Consider the following 19,102-nt stretch of genomic DNA (forward strand, 5'->3'; position numbering starts at 1 on the left):
CTTATATGGGATGCAAAGCGTTTCTTCTTTATATTCATTATGTTGTTTAATCTTAATCCTCAATAATGATCTTGTTTAACTGCACATGAACCGGATTGCTGATCGTATCCCCAACAGGGCAAGTCCGTTCGATGAAATCGACAAACTCCTCAACCGTTTCCCGTGGTGCGTCAGTCTTAATATGAATGTTATATCTTATATCCGAATAGCCGCGCCGAACATCGGATTTATTCATAAATCCATCTGTATCCAGATCTCCTTCTACCTCCACCCAGAAATCCTTCAGATCAATTTTGAATTTCCCAGCATACACACTGGCTACAATCGCTTGGCAAGCTCCCAACGCGCACAATACCATCTCAACCGGATTCATTCCTTCATCGGTACCGCCTAAAGACTTCGGCTCATCAATCGTTAATTCAAAGTTTCTTGATTTCGCTTTCACTAGCGTTCCTTTTTGCAGATGTGCTGTTGCTTTAAACGTTTCTAAAGGCATGTTAATCCCTCTTTCGGAAAATTTTAACACCATTATATCACACTTATCTGGTAGGGATAATTTTATTTTGTTTTATAGTTTAGTATCCTTATCTATACCATAATCTATGCATGCTGTCCCAAGAGATCCATTGACCCGGGGCGACTCCTTTGTCTGTTCTAAGGACGCTATCGGAACGAAGCATTCCTCCAATCGCTCTCGCCCCCGAATATCCTGAATTCATTTTACAAGGGAAGATATATCGAGGACAAAGGCGACCGCTACCGCTTTTCCAGAATTGCTTCGTTCTCTTTCGCTTGCCCATAATTTGCTCAAAAAGGCAGCAATAGACCAAAAAGCAGCAATGGCCGCGCAGGGATAACCTCCTTGGCACCGCCATTTCATTAGTTTTTGCATAATTTACTCATCAACTCTCGTCTAGTGAGTAAAACTACTTTTGTGACAGCCTCCTACTTCATGCAATATGCTTATTTAAGATGTAACAAGCAGCGGCTCCCACGTCAATCCCTCTCCAGTGATCTGTTTCCGAAGGTCGGATATATCTCGCAACGTCTCTTCACGCTGCTTCTCAAGCGCCTGAATCGTTTCCTGGAACAATTGATCTACTTTATTCTTCGTGCTTGCAGCCTTATTTGCAATTTCCTTTTTTCGATTGGCATTATACTGGGCGATTGCCTTGGTCAGTTCTTTATGCGACTTATTGTATCTTTTCTTCGCTTCGGTCTTGCTTATTTTCCCTACACGATATTTCCACATCGGACTGTTTAAAGAGCCAGCATTGGAACTGATGCGCAGCTTCCACATGTTACTGTTTAAAGAAGCATCCGATACGTTATTTTTCATTTTCCAAGCGGCGCTGTTCAAACTTGCCGGATTGATCGTCTGCTTGTATGACCACATGTAACTGTTCAAATAGGAGTCCGTTAACGCTTTATCAAGCTTCCATAGCGTGCTGTTCAGATGACTGCGAGTTGCTGCCTTGCTGTACTTCCACATCGGACTAGTCAAATTCGAAGGATTGATATAGCTTCTGTACTTTCTTAAATCATTCGCTTTTGCACGATCATTTCGGTACATCTGCTCAAGCTGTTCCAGATCAGCTTCCAGCTTATCTATCCATAATTTCTGGTCTGCGTGAACCTTGCTCTCCAATGCGTCTAATGCATCGTTTCTGGAGTCTTTGAATTGCTGAAACTCCTTGTCGATCTTCTTCTGATAAGCTTTATAGGCATTGACGGTTTTCTTGTTGTAAGCTTTGTAGTCGCTCCAAACCTGCTTGATCCATTTCTGGTCCGCAGCTTCAACGGAAGAAGCAGGCAATATGACAGCCATAGCCATCAAAAGCGCACACGTCATAAGCATGAATTTGTACAGAAACTTTGTTTTCATGAAACAATCCCCTCGCTTTATCTCATTTAAGGAATCCAAGGGATATTTTACCTAATAAAAACTTGTCCTCCAATATGAAAAAGTTGAATTCATACTTTGGTACTAACAAAATAACTCCCTGGCTTCAGGCGAGTGTATATGTTTACGAATAAACGCGAACGTCAAGGACGATTATGTGATTTTTGTACATATTGCAAAAAGGTTGATCTCCTGTAACAGAGAACCAACCTTTTTTAACGAACACAGTTCTATTTTTCAACCGTTTCAGACGTTTCCACCGCTACCCCAACCTCGAACATTCGATTCCACGGCATATACAAATCAGTAATTTTCACCTTGATTCTGTCTGTATCCACATGATCACGAGCAAACTGCTCCAGATTTTCTCTAACGAGTGACGCGATATGGCCGCGGGTTCCGTCAATTTCAAAATAGGAGTATCCCATTTCTTTCACCTGATTTTGTGACAGCTGTTGACGGACAGAAGCACAGTAACCACAATCCTCTACATAACGGAGGGCCAGAAAATCCAAATGTTCTCTTGTTGTTCCATACCTAGCAAAAAGCATCATCTGGGCAATTACCGTCCCAAGTGTGTTAGAGCTTGTGTTCCAACCCGCATATCCGGCGAGTTCAAACAATATGCCCTTCTGTCGAAGCAGCTTTAACAGCTGCAAATCTCCTCCATTGGCATAGGCTACATCGGCAACCGCGACAGGCTTTCGATATCTTTTCATAATGAAGTTAGCGTATTCCACAAGCTCCGCGGTATTGCGCTGTACTTGATAGGATGCCTCTGGTGCAGGCTGATTGTTTGATTCGGTCATCTCTTCACCAGGGGCATTGATAAGCAGAATCATGTCAGCCTCTTGGGCGCTTGCAGCAACCTGACCGCCGGCAGCCAAAATTTGATATTTCACGCTTTCAAACAGCGGCCTATCCTCATATAGAGGTATTACAAAGGGGGCCCCTGTACCTGAAAAACGCGGATACACAAAAGGCATGTCGCCATTCATCTCATTGATCATTCGAACGGTGAGCGTACAGCCGGCTTCATCCGCACCCGGATACATCAAGGCGGACAGCTCCACATTCCTGAGCATCATTTCCTCTCTCAGCAGCTGCTGATCTTTGGCCGTCCAGCCATATGGCGCCGAATCATCCTGCGGAATGATAAGGAAATCGATGACCCCTTCCTCGACGTATCGAAGTACCTCCTGATTGGCAGCACGATTAAGTGCCCTGCGCCCAAGATAGTCACTTTCCACCTCTTCCGGCAGCACCTTCTCGATCTGGCGCAGTTCTTCAATCTCCGCTTCGGTTGCCAGCCCCAGCTCCAGACGGTGAGTGATGTAACCTTTACGGAACAGCTCACGCCCATACATCTCGTAGTAATCCGGCTCTTCATCCGAACTGGAATATTGTGGGCAACGCATAATAAGATGCATCGCATACAGCTTTAAATCCGGCTTCTGTTTCTTCAGTTCACGTAGAAGAGACATCCGTCTCATGATTTCCTCTTCATCCAGATGATGAAGGCGTGAGGGAACGATGCCGCCGTACAACAACGTATCCAATGAAACGATTGCGCCGTCTGCACTCTTGCATTCTTCCGCAAGCCATGATCCAAGACGTTCGGTATTACCCGGCTGCTTCTTGCGTCCCATCATCTCCAGTGCCGGACGAATCATACGAAATCCAGTCCCCTTGATCAATAGCGACGGGTACTCATAGTTGCACGGCCTTTCATCCAGCGGCAAGTATACGATCTTTTTTTCCACGTATTAGCACTCCCTTATATAACGTTTTCATAAATATGTTTTCAGCAGTACCAGTTGGATTCAGTTTACCATAGAAAAGCACCGCTCGGGAGTATTTTTCCTTTTTTATTTTTAAAAAAGAATAATTTATTCGTCTAAACCGACACAAAAAGAACCGGACTCAGCCGATTCTCCTGATTCGCATGTTCGATCGTTTCATCCTACAAGGATTTTAGTAGAGATCAAACATACTTACCTTTCTAAGCATACTATCAAAAAGCGCCCGGTTCTCTTATGAATCAGGCGCTTTGCACATGAACTATTACTATTATTTTTTCCTTCCGATCAAAATCAAAAAGTCACAGCTGATTTCATTCAGGTGCTTACTCAGTACCTGCCGGGTCTGCTGCTCATCCGCCCCCCAGGATAACGGGGTCATGTACACCAGATGCTCCAGCTGCACCGGATCGAGATGAACCTTATATTGAAGCCGTTCCTGATGAAGCAGCTCAAAGCTTTGCTTGAACAGTTCCACAGTCTGCTCATTGGAATACGCCTGGCGCTCACTTTCCGTATATAACAAGCTTCTCAGCTCTTTCAGGTATTCGCTGTCTGGTACAACCTTGATCAGAAGCCCGTCATCTGTTAGCAGTCTCTCAAATTCCGCATAATTGGAAGGCGATAAAATATTCAGAATGACGTGAAACGACTGATCGGCAAACGGGCATTTTGCCAGGTCAGCAACACACCATAGGTTAGAGCCGTCATCCCGCGCGGCCATCTGCACTCCCTCTTTGGATATATCGATCCCGATTCCCAATACGTCCGATTCTAGAAGAGAGCTTACTTTCTCCCGAAGGGCGCTCAAGTGAGAGCCTTCCCCGCATCCCGCGTCAAGAAGAACGACTTTATCGTTTCCCATCGACTCCTGCCGCTCACTTATAATTTCACTCAACCGGACCAGCAGCGGCTCAAAAAAAGACGCTTGATTGATCATTTTTCGCGCTTCAAACATCCGTTTGTCATACTTTGTCCTGGACGGATTGGTGAGCATATTGACATAGCCCTGCTTAGCGAGATCAAACCGGTGACCGTTTACGCAAAGCAAGCTTTTTACCTCATCTACGCCCAGCGCATCTCGACATATCGGACATCGAAACAACGCTTTATTCTGCTCCATAAGCCGGGCACTTGCTAATAACTTCCCGCTTCTGGTCATGTTGAACACTCCTATTCCTGATCTATATACGGAACATCCGCTACCCGGTTATCATAACACACTGCCTGTCCACATTACGACTGATGAAGCAAATGGCTGAGACACGCCAGCGGTTTTCGTCCTACGATTAACGAAGTTCCGTCCGAATACCCCTCTTCCCGACCTGCCAGCTCTTGAATCAATATATTTCTATATTTGACTAGTTCTGATGCCATAGACGGGGAATTCGCCAAATCCGTCACTTCATGCGGATCGTCGATCAGGTTAAACAGCTGTTCGCGGCCGGACTGAGAAAACCAGATGTATTTCATTTTCCCATCCGTAATGTAGTGATTGGAGAGATGATCAAGGGAATGCTCACCATGAATGTACTCTCTCCATTCGGATACCTCGCCGCGGCATAGGTCTAATACGCTTTTTCCGTCAACCGAGTCGGGAATCGGCACTCCGGCGGCTTCAAGCAGAGTCGGCATAATATCCCGCATTTCCACAACATGATCTATTGTAGAACCGCCTTTGAGAGACAGCCGGTTGCCCGGGTCATACAACAAAAATGGCACTTTGGCGCTGCCTTCATAAGGCAGAGATTTTCTGAAGTAATGATGGTCCCCCATCAGCTCACCATGATCTGAGGTGAAAAGTATCACCGTATCATTTAAAACCCCATGCTCGGAAAGCGCATTCATCAAACGTCCGATTTGATCATCCAAATGAGTAATTAATGCATAATATCCTGCCAGTGCACGCTTCAATCGCGCTTCCTTCAGCTTACCGAAAGCTGTTTCCGGAGAAGTATCTCCCTTGGCAGCTGCTTCCGAGTCAACCCAGCTTCCGACAGGCGGCAGTGGAATATCGAGATCCTTATACATATCGAAATATACCTGTGGCGGATCAAAAGGCGGATGTGGCCGAACAAAGGATGTCCATAAAAAGAACGGCTTCGAAGGGTCCCGGCGACGCAAGAAATCAATAGACTCGCTAACAACCCAATTCGTCGGATGATATTTCTCCTCCAAATGCCACGGTCTGGTGACCGTTGACGCATTACAGTCCAAACCATGATCGATCAGGTCCTGATCTACGCCAGCTTGACCTCGAAGCCAGTGTAAATAATCATCGCATTGATCATAGTGCTCAAGAACATGGACACGGCTTTTATCCCGATTGTAATGCATATAGCCATCATGAAGCACTACGTTATGAAAACCGCATAAGTTCCGGGTCGGATATACGTGCATCTTGCCAACGCATTGAGTGTGGTATCCGGCAGCAGCCAGCTCCCCCGGCAGCATATGAGGGTATGTCCATGGAACCTGATCCATATAACCTACACGTCCGTGCGATCGCTGGCTCATTCCTGTGAAAATAGCAGCACGGGCAGGGATACAACTCGGAGTCGCAGAATAGGCATTTTTGAAAAAAACGCCTCGATTCGCCAGCTTGTCCAAATTCGGCGTTTCCACAACAGAGTGTCCAGCTGCGCTTAAGCAATCCCCTCGCATTTGATCTACCGTAATCAGAAGCACATTAAGTTTTTCTTGTTGCATCAAGTGAAACCCCTCTTTTCATCTTATGTATTAGTAGTTGCTTCTTCATCCTGCTTACAACAATTCTCCTTCAAACGGCCAATTCCTGTATCCTTTTATGACTGAAGTTAGAAAGTAGGGCACGAATATTGTAGCAATATGAAGCAATGGTGGCCTACTAGGTAGTTCTTCATCACCTTCCAGCGTCCCATTCCAAATTAGTCCTTTTCTTCCCCATTGCCAAAACAAGGGTTAGTCCTTTAGATGTTAGTTCCAAAATGTTCCTAGTTACAAATAACCAACTTTATACATCTGCTTCTGTATATGCTTGACCACTCGAAATATCGACTTATACAATGTATTTTGTAGCAATTTAGCAAATATTAGATGGAGGATTGTACATGTTGAGACTGAGACGATTTGCACCCCTGCTTTTAGCCCTTTCCCTATTTCTGGGATTGAACCCGAATCAGGCATTTGCGGGTGTAACTTTTCACGATATTGACAACCACTGGGCGAAAGCGACCATCGAGTGGGGCGTCGAGAAAGGCATCGTAAACGGGTATGCTAACGGCACATTTATGCCTAATCAAAATGTAACCGAAGCGGAGTTCATCCGTATGCTTGTAGTTGGCATCAGTGGTAAGGATCTGGAAGAATCATATTTGACTGAATATTGGTCTGATAAATACTATAACTATCTTTATTTCAAAAACTATCCGGTTCGCGGTTTTGCAGACAAAAAAATCCGAAGTCAGTATATTACACGTACCCAGGTTGCAGAACTCGTATCCAGCGCAGATGGAGTCAATTATTCAGGAGATCAGGCGATCCAATATGTGCTTGGTAAAAAATATGCAAAAGGACGGATTAAAGGTGAATACACGATCCGCGGATATATGGGCCACGAAACGATCACCCGGGCAGAAGTGCTTCAGCTCATTAAAAATTTAACAGATCGCGGCATGTCCATACTGTATGATCGTCCGATTGAAAGCAGCCCGGCAGCCAGTCTTCCTAAGCTCCCGACCGAATGGGATTTATACCGGGACAATATGTATATGGTCATCCGTCAGAACGTATTTTCAAAATACAGCGGATATCGCATTTACGACGACGGTAATAATGGTGTCGTCATGACCCGCACGAAGCAGCAAGGTCAGGTCGATCACGCAGTCACCGTACAGTTTGAGCCTCAGATCATGTCTTTCAGCAGTGTAACGCTATCCAACAGCAGCGATAGCACGCAGCGCAATATGCTGTGGGACGTACTGGATTTATACGGTTTCAAAATCGATAAGAAATATCTTTTAACCAAAGTCGATTCCGCAGTAAAAAACAAAAAAGAAATTCAGCTGAAAGTAAGCGGAAAAACGCTCGTTATTGACCCGCTCATCTCAAGTCCAACCGGACAGATCAAGGTTTATTATAAATGGTGGGATGGCTCTCGCGCCTAAGCCTTTGCGATTACATAACATAACGTTTGATGGAAGGGGTGTCTCTAAGATCTTTCAGATCTGGGCATCCCTTCATCTGTTGTGATTTCATTCTCTTCAACGTGTTGCAGCCGAAACCGGCCCGCTTATGATTTTGGCTGTCGATATTGAATAAACAATAAACCAGACCCCTTAAGCAAAGGTCTGGTTTATTGCACGTACCGTTTATTTATACCATGATTTTGCAAATATCATTGGTGAACTCAACCGGATCTGAAACCGGCAGGCCTTCAATCAACAGCGCCTGATTATATAACAAGTTTGTGTACAGCGCCAATTTTTCCTTATCGTTCTGATGAGCGTCCTTCAAAGACTTGAACACTTCATGATGGATGTTAATTTCGAGCACTTTGTCCGCTTTAACATCCTGGTTGTTCGGCATCGCACTCAGGATTTTCTCCATCTCAATTGTTAATTCGCCTTCGGCGCTCAGACATACCGGATGGGACTTCAGACGCTTGGATGCTTTAACACCCTTTACCTTATCCCCCAGAATGCTGCTCATCGACTCGAACAACTCTTTGTTCTCGCTTTCTTCCGCTTCGCTTGCTTTATCATCCGCATCCGGCTCAATGCCAAGGTCGCCGCTTGATACCGACTTGAACTCTTTTTCCTTATAAGTCATCAGCATCTTGATCGCGAACTCATCCACATCATCGGTGAAATACAGAATCTCATACCCTTTATCGGCTACTAGCTCTGTCTGCGGCAGCTTCTCAATCCGTTCGATCGATTCACCGGAAGCGTAATAGATATACTTCTGATCCTCAGGCATTCTCGATACATATTCATCTAGCGTAACCAGCTTTTTCTCTTTGGAAGAATAGAACATCAGCAGATCTTGCAGCACATCCTTATGTTGACCAAAATCATTGTACACACCGAATTTGAGCTGTCTGCCAAAGGACTGATAAAATTTCTCATATTTTTCTCTTTCGTCTTTCAACATGCTTTGCAGTGCGCTTTTGATTTTGCTTTTAATGTTTCTTGCAATCATCGTCAGCTGACGGTCATGTTGCAGCATCTCTCTTGAAATGTTCAATGACAGATCCTCAGAATCAACCATACCTTTGACAAAACTGAAATAATCCGGAAGCAGGTCTGCACACTTGTCCATAATTAGAACACCGTTAGAGTACAGCTCAAGTCCCTTCTCGTATTCCTTCGTATAGTAATCGAACGGAGTATTTTCCGGAATGAACATGATCGCATTGTATACAACGGCCCCGTCCGCTTTAATATGGATATGCTTGAGCGGCTTATCAAAGCCATAGCGCTTCTCGGCATAGAAGTTCTCGTAATCCTCATCTGTTAGCTCGCTTTTATTTTTACGCCAGATCGGAACCATGCTGTTGACGATTTGTTCTTCAACATATTCCTCAAATTCATTCTCCGTGCCTTCCTTAGGACGCTGGCCTTTCATATCCATCTTGATCGGATAGCGGATAAAGTCCGAATATTTTTTAATAATGGCCTTCAGTCGATATTCCTCAAGATATTCGTCGTACTGGTCATCTTCTGTATTTTCTTTAATCTTCAGAACGATCTCCGTCCCTACCGTATCCTTCTCACAAGGCTCGATCGTATATCCATCAGCGCCGGAGGATTCCCATCGGAATGCTTGATCGCTGCCGAGTGCTTTACTTGTTACAGTCACCACATCAGCTACCATAAAGGCCGAATAAAATCCGACACCGAATTGACCGATAATATTATGCCCGTCCTTCGCCTCATTCTCGTTTTTAAATGCAAGGGAACCACTCTTCGCGATGATACCCAAATTGTTTTCCAGCTCTTCCTGGGTCATTCCAATCCCCGTATCGGTAATCGTCAGCGTGCGATTGTCTTTATCTACTTTTACTTTGATATAATAGTCATCTTTATTAAATACTAGATTATCGTCAGTGAGCGCCTTATAGTAAATCTTGTCGATTGCGTCACTTGCGTTCGAAATCAGCTCTCTGAGAAAGATTTCACGCTGCGTATAGATGGAGTTAATCATCATTTCGAGCAATCGTTTGGATTCCGCTTTAAATTCCTTTTTAGCCATGAATGAATCTCCCTTCAATGCATAATGATTTTTTAGCACTCCTCTATCGAGAGTGCCAACACTACTTTTATTTAACACGTTATATTTTTCTATGTCAATATGTAGAGGGGGATTCAATGACGCTTCGAGTACGAATCGTCCTTACAATCGCTCTTGCCCCTGAATTTCCTAATTTTTTTCACCACCATAGAATCATTAAAAGGCCAACCAGGTGTGCTCTGGTTGACCCTTCATTAAGAAAAAGACATCCCCTTGAAACCGTTAAGTTTCGTTCCCTCAAAACATTCTTCGTCCCATCATCATAATGCTTTCAAGCAGTGATCTCCATTTTCCTGCTGGTTTTGTGTCACTAACCGATAGTGCAGTTAATTGATTGCGAGAATTCCGAGCTTGCTGTAATAAAATGTAGCGTTCCATTTCCTGATGAATCTCGTTCAAATGCTGTTTAACTATATCCTCATTAATGTTATGCAAGGCTCACCCCTCATTTCCTTACAGCGTCAACATACCGATATTACCAATGCCCTCCATTTTTTCATCCATCCCCTTCAATCTAATCACACCTGTATCAGCTCTTAAATACCGGTATAATACGCCCTTCATTCGTTGCTCTGCAACGACTATTTCACCAAATAAGTCAATGGAATGAACACTATCCTTTAACACTTCCTCTGTCACGTCATCGTCCAGATTCAGTGTACCGTCCACAATAAAATTGACAGGATGATCCATAGCCAATAGCTGATCCTTCGACCACGTCTCCTCCCCGGCAATAAACACATAGGCCTGCTCATAACTTACGATTTCCGTATTCAAGTCACAGCATCTCTCCCACATCAGGTCCTCTACATCCTCACTGCAAATAATCAATGAAGTGGATTTGATCTGTGCTATCGCGCTGCTTAAAGCTTCCCGGGATACATCGGCTTCGATCATGATCGGATCGTGCGTGTATAACTTTTCATTTTTAAATCGTCGGATCGTGCGGGCATTCAGCCGAAGAGGCTTGGTCAAATGTTGAAAACCGGCAGGAATGACTTCAACCATTCCATTTATACTTTTCAGATTTTCATAAAAACAAGAAGATTGCTCTTCATAAATTATCGCCTTTCCGTTAATCCGGATATATTCCGTCCTTGCTGCAAACCGTTCCATATCCAAATTTCTATCTAGCTCCAACACCCCATTAACAACCAGATTGACCGGTTCTAAGGCTGAAGCAAAAAAGGTATTTGTCAGCTGGAATGTCCCGGATTCAAACCGAGGCATCGATGTATACGAAACAATTTCAGCATGGGCTGCTCCTGCTTTAAGGAGTGACGATGTAACCGCCCCGGCCAAGTGCTGAGGTGTGTAAACTTCACCATATACAGCCAGCTGCAATTTTCCTTGCTGGAACGTCTCAAGTGTTACTTGCTGATCGATGAAAACGACCCCTTTAACAAATACACTGTCTGGCTCCATAAGCTTAAAGTATTCTTCATTTAAATAAAGCATCCCACTGTAATAACGATGGTCCTTCGGTATTTCTAGTGTTTTGCCGATATTTCCGGCATTTTTCAGAAGAGTTAGTAAGTGAGCCGTTTCTGCCCGGTATATAACAGCCCCTATGTTACCAATTCGATCAATGCTTCTCACACTTTCCTCTGTTGCTTGTGTAAGATCCAACAGTCCAACATTCCCAATCACCTTACTCATCTCATATCATCCTCCCATAATTTTTTGAGCTTTTTGATGGCCGTCTGCAGTTTGTAACGAACGGTTGCCGCAGGAATGCCAAGCTGTTTCCCGATTTCCTGACTGGACATGCCAAGCCAGTATCGTTTGAACACAATATCACTCTGTGAAGGCGGAAGGCGCGCGAGCCATTCTGTCATTTCGATATTGCTGCTTGAAACAGGAAAAAACGTAGCTGCGTCTAGGTCCCTATCCTCCTCCCAAGATACAAACCGCTTCTCCCGTCGGCTAATATCAATCATGCGATTTTTAATGACTCTGAAAAACCAGGATTTTTGCTTGTGCACAGGCAAACCTGCCAGCTTTGGCTCATTCATGGCTTTCATAAAAGCATCCTGAACCAGATCTTCAGCTTCAAACTCATTCTTAACAAGGGATCTGGCATAACGGTATACATCAGCTTTCAGATTTTCGTAAAGATCACATATTTCCATTAGCCAACCTCTCAACTTTACGTTTTATCTTCTCTCGTTGATATAACGTTTGACGAAGGCAAACTGATGGATTCAAAAAACTTTTTTACAAAAAGTCAGTAATATGGAAGGGATACCATAAAAAAACGTACGCCAACCCATGTTAGGGTTAACATACGTTATCTTTTTCTTCTATGTAATTATGATCCAAACGATCGAATCCATTTAAAGCGGTTCACTTTAACGATAGCTACAAAGCATTTCAAGATCTGGTCTGATTTGAGAAAAATAAATGTAGCCAGCGGCGATAGATGCCATACAAATGCGCTAAGGAATGAGAACGGAAGAACGATCAGCCACATAAAAATCAAATCATTGTACAGAACAAATTTCGTATCTCCGCCTCCGCGTACAATACCTGTCAGCGCTGGCATTTGATATGCGCTTCCGACAACGGTAATCGATAATACAGTCATAAATTGCAGAGCGAGCTCCTTCGCTTCAATAGAGATAGTGTAAAACCCTAATACATAGTCCTTGAGAATAAATAAAACCGCGCCTGTGCACAAGCCGAGAAATATATAAAGAATCTGAAGTGTCTTGGCATAGGCTTTGATCTTTTCAACATGACCTTCCCCGATCGTTTTGCCGATCAGAACGGCGGTTGCGCTGGCTGAAGCATAGATGACAACCGTCACCAGCTGGAATATCGTCGTTGCAATACTGTTAGCCGCGATCACGGCCTCACCCATATTCCCGAGAATGGCGGTTTGCGCTCCCATGGCAAGTCCCCAGATCATATTGGACAACAGTATTGGTGAGCCGACTTTAATGTACTGTTTAAACAAGTTAAGATCGATATGGAAGAAATCCTTCAGTTTCAGCAAAATTTTTCGGTCATATTTCTTGATGTACACACAAACAATAGCTGTTTCAATCATTCTCGCTATTAACGTTGCGATCGCAGAACCTTTGACTCCGAGCTCCGGAAATCCAAAATGTCCGTAAATGAGCACATAGTTCAACACGACATTGATCACAAGGGTAGACAACGATACGATAAATCCGACTTTGACCGTCTCTACACTGCGCAAAGTAGCGAGCAGAAGGCTTGTTATTGCAAAGAATACATAGGAAAAGCATATGATCTGCAAATATTTGGCCCCTTCATCAATAACGCTTTCCCCATTCGTAAATATTGAAAGAGTAGCGTGCGGAAAGAAAAATACCACGGCCCATAACAATATGCTCAACACGATGGCCAAGCTCATACCGATGCTGGAAACCTTTTTGATCGTTCCGATATCTTTCGCGCCCCAAAATCTTGATGCCATGATAACAACGCCCTCACCCGCTCCCATCACAAGCATCTGGAGCAGAAATTGAATCTGGTTCGCAAGCGCCACGCCGGACAATGCTGACTCGCTGTATCCGCCAAGCATCAGATTATCTGATAGATTGACTCCAAGAGCTATAATGTTCTGCAGTCCGATAATCAGCGTCAGCCAAAAGAAACTTTTGTAAAACGTCTTCTCGCGTATCAATAAACTCATGATCTGAAATACCTTCTTTATCATTTTTAATGTGCATTCTTATCCAATATATACGAACTCTATCAAATAATCAGTACCCTACCCGGGAACCGAAAGCAGCTGACCTGCATATTACATGTGAAAGGAGCGTGAGATTGGTGGATCAGGAAGAAAGATTAAGAGACTGGATGGTAAAATATACAAACCGTCTGCACAGACTTGCGTATACCTTGACTCATAGCAAAGCTGAAGCGGATGATCGGGTCCAGGACGGATTTATCAAGGCGTATTACGCGATGGAAACGTTCGATGAACTGCGAGATCCTTTTCCATGGCTGGCGAAAATCGTCATTAACGAATGTAAAATGGCGAGGCGTCGGAGTTTTCGTGAGATCGTCACAAACCTTCTTCCGGAACGATTTTCTTCAAGTACGGAAGAGACCATTTTGCGTTTATCCACTCGTGACGAAATGTATGAAGCAATTTTAAAGTTGCCGGAGATGATGCGTATTCCTATCGTCCTTCACTATTTTGAAGATCTGAGCGTCCAGCAAATCGCAAATATTACCGATGTTCCAACAGGAACCGTAAAATCAAGATTGGCACGAGGAAGAGCCCGATTGAAACTATCATTAAAGGAGGCAGAAACTCATGATCGACAAACAGATCCAGAATGCAAAACGTTCCTATGAATCTATCGAGACAGATGTAGATCAAGTAATGCAGCAAGTCCAAAACCATATTGCAAATCGTGATCGAACAACCAAGCGCGGCATGGTTCATAACAAACGTTCACACCCGCTTTCACGCCGATTGGCATTTACGATAGCAGGAAGTGTCGCAGCTTTTGCAATTGTAATCGGCAGCGGTTTTGCCTCTCCGGTTATGGCTTCGGTACTGCAAGAAATTCCGCTCGTAGGCTCCGTATTCCAATATGTTCACGATTCTTACAATTTAAAGACAGCGTCTGAAAAAGGAATGACCGCTCATGTCGGACAAAGTGTGCACGACAACGGAATCACACTGCAAATTCAGGAAGTGATGTATGATGGCGACCGCCTCTCCATCGGTTATATACAGCAGACAGAGGGCCAATTTTCCAATCAGGGCGGCCCTTTGGAAGAAATCCAATTCAAGATTGACGGCAAACCTTATACCAGTCCCAAGTTCGCAAGCGGCCCTTCTGCAAGCGAAAGCAAAAATTATAACGGTTTCATAGGCGGAAGCGGCCCTTTTCCAATCGATAGCAAAACTTCAGCAGGAGAAATTACTTTGGATTCTTTCTATCAAAAGCTGCCAGATGAATTCGAGCTAGGAATCGAAGTAAACGCTGTGGCAGGAGTTCAGGGACAATGGGACTTTTCAATCCCCGTTAAAAAGACCGTCTCCAACATCAAAACATGGCTGCCTATGATGAGTGCAACCGATGGAGAAACCAGCTTGCTCATTAAAAAAATAAGCTTTAAACCAGGTTCGATGGATGTTGAGTTCGAATATCGGCGCCCGGCATCCAAAGCACAAGACCCGATGTATAACATTCAGGCCTTTACCAACACGGGTATTGAATTAAAAAGCATTAGTATGCGCGGAAATGGCTATGTGGAAGACGAAACGCATATCCAGACAGGGACTTTTCTTTTTGAATTGCCGAGTGTTACACCGAAGTCCATCACGTTCCGTCCATACTTACACGGGGATGTTACAAAGTATGGGATCAAAGTTCCGATGGAACATGAGCCATCAGATGCTCAGCCTCTAGTGATTCCTCAAGGAGAATTAGGCCGCCTGCTGGTTACAAAAGTAGAGCACTTAAAGGACAAAACAGTCGTACACTATACAAAAGAGGGGCATGACCCCCTTCATCAAGCCGAGCTGATCATGGAAGATTTGGAGAAAGAATACGACTTTAAACCATGGGATATACACATCATTCCAGACACAGAAACCAATACGAAGTTGGTTGACGCCCAAAATAATATGTACGTCACCGAATTTCCTGCTATGAGTCCAGATCAACAGCCTGTCTTTATCACGCATGAATACCAAAAACCTGTTTTTCCAAAGGAACTGGAAATGACAATCCCTGTTCCATAAATAGATAAAAGAGCTTCTAGATCGAGATATAAAATGAAAACACAGTCTCATTTTTAAAAGTAGGGTTCATTAAGCTAGGCAGATGCGGTGACAAGCTCCCGGAGCCATACGTATATTGGAAAAAAAGAGGAGGCCAGTTTGGCCATGACTTATAAAAGCAGCACCATTAAGAGCAAATGGAAAAAAACCAAGTGGCTTCTGAAGGAAGAACATTTACGGCAATATGTACCGGCAACACTTCCCTTCAATAAAGGCAACCTGACATCCATGCTCTCCTCGCATTCCATTGTTTTCTTCAAACCGACAAGCGGCTCCGGCGGCAATAAAATCATCCGTATCAAAAAAAAGAAAAACGGGTATCAAACCCAGTATAATAGCTCTAAAACCACTTATAAGACAGAAGACAAACTGTATAAGGAGCTAAAACGGTTTGCGGGTAAAAGAGATTTTCTGCTGCAAAAAGGGATTCGCCTGGCCAAAAGTAACGGAAGACCCTTTGATATTCGGGTCATGGTTCAAAAGAATAACCAAGGAAACTGGGTAAGCACCGGGATGTTTACAAAGGTTGGTAAACCGAACAAAGTCGCGACAAATTACAATCAAGGCGGTTCGGTTGATTATTTCCAAAAAACAATGGCCGGTTCAGGGTATAACCAACCCTCCGTTCAGTTCATGGAGGAAAAACTGAAACAGCTCGGTGTTTCCGTAGGAAAAAACTTCGATCGGCATTACAAAGGCTTCAAAGAACTCGGCCTGGACGTTGCTTTAGATCAAAACGGCAAGCCTTGGATTTTGGAGGTCAATACAAGGCCTCAGTTTTATCCGACTAAATATTTGAAAGACAAAAGCTTATATCATCGGCTTCTTTCCTTTAGCAAACAGTATGGACGAACAAAGTAAACAAGCAATAAGAGCAAGTTTCCAACGTTTGAAAGAGCGGTATTTAAGGAGCATGTGCTCCTTTATACCCGCTCTTTTTTATGCTGTACAGCCTGTTTTGCCAAATATATTTTTGTCGCCATATCGTTCCTTTTTGTGCTAATGTCTATAGATGTGTACATTTATACAGAAAGGAAAGGTTCGGACCATTCATGAAAACCGTGATCCATCATAAACCAAGCAAAAGCCGACTGCGGATGATTCTGATCCTGGGCTCGTTGTCGGCTTTTGGGCCTCTTTCATTAGACATGTATTTACCTTCCCTGCCGGAATTGGCCGGGTCCATGAATACAACAACGTCACTTGCGCAGCTCAGTCTGACCGCCTGCCTCATTGGACTTGCTGCCGGGCAGCTGCTGTCAGGTCCCTTGAGTGATATACGGGGAAGACGCTTTCCACTGCTGATCGGAATGGTCGTCTATGGAGCTGCCTCTTTACTATGTGCTTTTAGCACATCGATTGAAATGTTGATCGCCTTTCGCTTTATTCAAGGCCTTGCCGGATCGGCAGGCATTGTGATTTCAAGAGCCATTGTTAGAGATATGTACTCCGGCACGGAGCTAACCAAATTTTTCTCAATGCTCATGCTCGTGAATGGAGCAGCGCCTATCCTCTCTCCGATTATTGGAGGACAGTTGCTGAAGTTCACCTCTTGGCGCGGGGTCTTCATCGTATTGACTTTTATAGGAGCTGCTATGCTTCTTGCCGTATTGTTTGGGCTTCCTGAAACGTTAAGCCGGGAAAAACGCTCCAAAGGCGGTATTTCCAGCACATTATCCACATTTGGAGCTTTGATTCGTGATCGAAGGTTTATAAGTCTCGCTTTATGCCAAGGTTTTGTGAGTGCAGCGATGTTTGCTTATATTTCAGGTTCTCCTTTTGTGCTGCAGGACATTTTTGGCGTGTCGCCTCAATCCTTTGGAATTATCTTTGCGGTAAACGGTATCGGCATTATCATTGCCAGCCAAATGACAGGAAGGCTTGCTGGCCGAGTGCATGAACGAGTATTGTTTCGCTCCGGTATTACACTGGCTTCCATTGGCGGCCTTAATCTTCTCTTGGCGATTGTAAGCGAAGCAGGACTTGCCTTTATACTCCCATCGCTCTTTATCGTCGTTGCCAGTGTCGGTATCGTCAACACAGCAGGGGCTTCATTGGCATTGCAAAATTACGGACATGCTGCAGGAAGTGCTTCTGCGCTGCTAGGGCTGCTTTCTTATATTTTGGGTGCTTTGATCATGCCGCTTGTAGGCATTATGGGCAGCGGAACAGCGATTCCCATGGGGCTGGTCATCATCGGTGCTGATCTAGGGGCGATACTGTGCTATTTACTGCTCGTTTCGAAAAACAACAAAGTGGTATCAACCACTGAATGAGGTATATAAGAGTCTATAGATCATGTAAAGCGTTTAAAGATCGCTTATTCTATGTTCCACTCAAACCATTTGCCATGGCCTTCTGTCGCTCCAATCGTATGGTTATGCACTTTTTTATTTAGTATGTAATCGAGATGGAGATCGCCATCATTTATATTATTGTACAGGTGGGCAATATCTCTGGTGTTGCCTATCTCTTGAATCGTATCCATCAATCTTTTCTTGCCCTCTGCCGGAATTTGGTTAGCCACATGAGTATGGAAGACACAGATTAGAGAGTCTGGAGATATCTGATCACATAACTGCGGGAGCATCGCAACTCCATCTCCTTCAATCAGTCGGACAGGCGTTTGCTCTGCACATTGCGATGCTTGTATGAGCAATTCGCGTCTTTCTCGATGCTCCGGCCATATCAACGCCTGAAGCCACTTCATGTCTTCTGGATTTAATACGTCATTCACATGCAGGTCGACGCCAATTCTGTCTGATACCGGTGGAGACGTATTTAACAGCAACGGAGAGAAGCTCCCTCTGATCTCGGAAGTGATGTGAACTCCCGACTTCAGATTTCCATAAGTGATTCCTGTTCCGTAAGAATAACTATATTGATCCCACAGCAGCTGCAGGCCTGAGCTCGTTCCTATCTCAATTAAGGCCAGCGGCTTTTTCACCTGATCGTAAATATAGCAAAAAGACGGATACAAATACGCACAGCGCCTGACCTCATTAGTCTGTACGAGTTTATGCTTCAGAAGGGGGATGATTTCAGCGCTGTAAGTAAGGCAAAAATCTTTAAAATAAGCAAATACACCTTCCGTTTCCGGTTGTTTTACGAGACTGGGGTAATATTGTTTCAGTTTATGCTCCTTTCCGTTCAACAATAGGTAATGGACTGCCGCAAAGAACAAATTCGGAACCGGCTGACCTTTTTGTGCATAGGAGCTTAATTCGAGTAAATCTTCATCGTGGGCGATGTGATGAGATAAGTGCTCGTACAACGTACTGGATGATTGACATTCCTCCGCGAATCGAATGAACCGCTTCGATAATTGGTTTTTATCCATGGTCATTGACG

Annotated in this window: 16 protein-coding genes; 5 read left to right on the plus strand and 11 right to left on the minus strand. The window is 44.1% G+C overall.

Annotated features, from left to right (window positions below):
• Positions 1 to 52: 52 nt before the first annotated feature.
• The 5 genes from C8268_RS16550 to C8268_RS16570 form a co-directional block, all read right to left on the minus strand.
• Complete coding sequence (locus C8268_RS16550; protein WP_106768693.1) at positions 53 to 496, minus strand: OsmC family protein; 444 nt, start codon at positions 494 to 496, stop codon at positions 53 to 55.
• 471 nt (positions 497 to 967) lie between these two features.
• Entirely contained in the window at positions 968 to 1,885 is a 918-nt protein-coding gene (locus C8268_RS16555) for a hypothetical protein (protein WP_234032852.1), read from the minus strand.
• Between the two features lie 248 nt (positions 1,886 to 2,133).
• The gene (locus C8268_RS16560) at positions 2,134 to 3,666 is read right to left on the minus strand and encodes a DUF4127 family protein (protein ID WP_106768694.1); all 1,533 of its coding nucleotides are present in this window, start codon (positions 3,664 to 3,666) and stop codon (positions 2,134 to 2,136) included.
• A 307-nt stretch (positions 3,667 to 3,973) separates the two neighbouring features.
• Positions 3,974 to 4,864 carry a putative RNA methyltransferase gene (locus C8268_RS16565; protein ID WP_106768695.1) on the minus strand — a complete coding sequence of 297 codons (891 nt, stop codon included), beginning with the start codon at positions 4,862 to 4,864 and terminating at the stop codon, positions 3,974 to 3,976.
• 74 nt (positions 4,865 to 4,938) lie between these two features.
• Positions 4,939 to 6,411, minus strand: coding sequence for an arylsulfatase (locus C8268_RS16570; RefSeq protein WP_106768696.1), 1,473 nt, complete (start codon positions 6,409 to 6,411; stop codon positions 4,939 to 4,941).
• Between the two features lie 380 nt (positions 6,412 to 6,791).
• Here C8268_RS16570 and C8268_RS16575 point away from each other — a divergent pair, with 380 nt between their 5' ends.
• Positions 6,792 to 7,847: an S-layer homology domain-containing protein gene (locus C8268_RS16575; protein WP_106768697.1), complete on the plus strand. Its 1,056-nt coding sequence runs from the start codon at positions 6,792 to 6,794 to the stop codon at positions 7,845 to 7,847.
• A gap of 208 nt (positions 7,848 to 8,055) precedes the next feature.
• Here the strand turns inward: C8268_RS16575 and htpG are convergent, their stop codons facing one another.
• The 5 genes from htpG to C8268_RS16600 all read right to left on the minus strand — a co-directional run bounded on the left by htpG (position 8,056) and on the right by C8268_RS16600 (position 13,639).
• On the minus strand, positions 8,056 to 9,936 hold the full coding sequence (gene htpG, locus C8268_RS16580; RefSeq protein ID WP_106768698.1) for a molecular chaperone HtpG: 1,881 nt from the start codon (positions 9,934 to 9,936) through the stop codon (positions 8,056 to 8,058).
• Between the two features lie 276 nt (positions 9,937 to 10,212).
• Positions 10,213 to 10,410 (minus strand): hypothetical protein, encoded by a 198-nt coding sequence (locus tag C8268_RS16585; protein ID WP_106768699.1) that lies wholly within the window; start codon positions 10,408 to 10,410, stop codon positions 10,213 to 10,215.
• A gap of 18 nt (positions 10,411 to 10,428) precedes the next feature.
• On the minus strand, positions 10,429 to 11,634 hold the full coding sequence (locus C8268_RS16590; RefSeq protein ID WP_106768700.1) for a hypothetical protein: 1,206 nt from the start codon (positions 11,632 to 11,634) through the stop codon (positions 10,429 to 10,431).
• Positions 11,631 to 12,107: an RNA polymerase sigma factor gene (locus C8268_RS16595; RefSeq protein ID WP_106768701.1), complete on the minus strand. Its 477-nt coding sequence runs from the start codon at positions 12,105 to 12,107 to the stop codon at positions 11,631 to 11,633. Before C8268_RS16595 ends, C8268_RS16590 begins: the two co-directional genes overlap by 4 nt.
• A gap of 179 nt (positions 12,108 to 12,286) precedes the next feature.
• Entirely contained in the window at positions 12,287 to 13,639 is a 1,353-nt protein-coding gene (locus C8268_RS16600) for an MATE family efflux transporter (protein WP_106768702.1), read from the minus strand.
• A gap of 137 nt (positions 13,640 to 13,776) precedes the next feature.
• Here C8268_RS16600 and C8268_RS16605 point away from each other — a divergent pair, with 137 nt between their 5' ends.
• The 4 genes from C8268_RS16605 to C8268_RS16620 all read left to right on the plus strand — a co-directional run bounded on the left by C8268_RS16605 (position 13,777) and on the right by C8268_RS16620 (position 18,027).
• Positions 13,777 to 14,310: an RNA polymerase sigma factor gene (locus C8268_RS16605; protein ID WP_158702749.1), complete on the plus strand. Its 534-nt coding sequence runs from the start codon at positions 13,777 to 13,779 to the stop codon at positions 14,308 to 14,310.
• On the plus strand, positions 14,270 to 15,712 hold the full coding sequence (locus tag C8268_RS16610; protein WP_106768704.1) for a DUF4179 domain-containing protein: 1,443 nt from the start codon (positions 14,270 to 14,272) through the stop codon (positions 15,710 to 15,712). The genes C8268_RS16605 and C8268_RS16610 overlap by 41 nt, the downstream gene beginning before the upstream one ends.
• A gap of 144 nt (positions 15,713 to 15,856) precedes the next feature.
• Positions 15,857 to 16,612, plus strand: a complete 756-nt coding sequence (locus C8268_RS16615) for a YheC/YheD family protein (protein ID WP_106768705.1) — start codon at positions 15,857 to 15,859, stop codon at positions 16,610 to 16,612.
• 191 nt (positions 16,613 to 16,803) lie between these two features.
• Positions 16,804 to 18,027, plus strand: coding sequence for a multidrug effflux MFS transporter (locus C8268_RS16620; protein ID WP_106768706.1), 1,224 nt, complete (start codon positions 16,804 to 16,806; stop codon positions 18,025 to 18,027).
• Between the two features lie 44 nt (positions 18,028 to 18,071).
• Here C8268_RS16620 and C8268_RS16625 read toward each other — a convergent pair whose 3' ends face one another.
• Positions 18,072 to 19,091, minus strand: coding sequence for a DUF2332 domain-containing protein (locus tag C8268_RS16625; RefSeq protein WP_106769994.1), 1,020 nt, complete (start codon positions 19,089 to 19,091; stop codon positions 18,072 to 18,074).
• Between the last annotated feature and the right edge of the window lie 11 nt (positions 19,092 to 19,102).

This window comes from Paenibacillus faecalis (assembly GCF_900289175.1).
GTDB lineage: Bacteria > Bacillota > Bacilli > Paenibacillales > Paenibacillaceae > Paenibacillus_AQ > Paenibacillus_AQ faecalis.

Excerpts from the sequence above, each read along its gene's own strand:
- C8268_RS16550 (WP_106768693.1), bottom strand. The coding sequence starts at position 496 with ATGCCTTTAGAAACGTTTAAAGCAACAGCACATCTGCAAAAAGGAACG.
- C8268_RS16555 (WP_234032852.1), bottom strand. The coding sequence starts at position 1,885 with ATGAAAACAAAGTTTCTGTACAAATTCATGCTTATGACGTGTGCGCTT.
- C8268_RS16565 (WP_106768695.1), bottom strand. The coding sequence starts at position 4,864 with ATGACCAGAAGCGGGAAGTTATTAGCAAGTGCCCGGCTTATGGAGCAG.
- C8268_RS16570 (WP_106768696.1), bottom strand. The coding sequence starts at position 6,411 with ATGCAACAAGAAAAACTTAATGTGCTTCTGATTACGGTAGATCAAATG.
- C8268_RS16575 (WP_106768697.1), top strand. The coding sequence starts at position 6,792 with ATGTTGAGACTGAGACGATTTGCACCCCTGCTTTTAGCCCTTTCCCTA.
- htpG (WP_106768698.1), bottom strand. The coding sequence starts at position 9,936 with ATGGCTAAAAAGGAATTTAAAGCGGAATCCAAACGATTGCTCGAAATG.
- C8268_RS16590 (WP_106768700.1), bottom strand. The coding sequence starts at position 11,634 with ATGAGTAAGGTGATTGGGAATGTTGGACTGTTGGATCTTACACAAGCA.
- C8268_RS16595 (WP_106768701.1), bottom strand. The coding sequence starts at position 12,107 with ATGGAAATATGTGATCTTTACGAAAATCTGAAAGCTGATGTATACCGT.
- C8268_RS16600 (WP_106768702.1), bottom strand. The coding sequence starts at position 13,639 with ATGAGTTTATTGATACGCGAGAAGACGTTTTACAAAAGTTTCTTTTGG.
- C8268_RS16610 (WP_106768704.1), top strand. The coding sequence starts at position 14,270 with ATGATCGACAAACAGATCCAGAATGCAAAACGTTCCTATGAATCTATC.
- C8268_RS16615 (WP_106768705.1), top strand. The coding sequence starts at position 15,857 with ATGACTTATAAAAGCAGCACCATTAAGAGCAAATGGAAAAAAACCAAG.
- C8268_RS16620 (WP_106768706.1), top strand. The coding sequence starts at position 16,804 with ATGAAAACCGTGATCCATCATAAACCAAGCAAAAGCCGACTGCGGATG.
- C8268_RS16625 (WP_106769994.1), bottom strand. The coding sequence starts at position 19,091 with ATGGATAAAAACCAATTATCGAAGCGGTTCATTCGATTCGCGGAGGAA.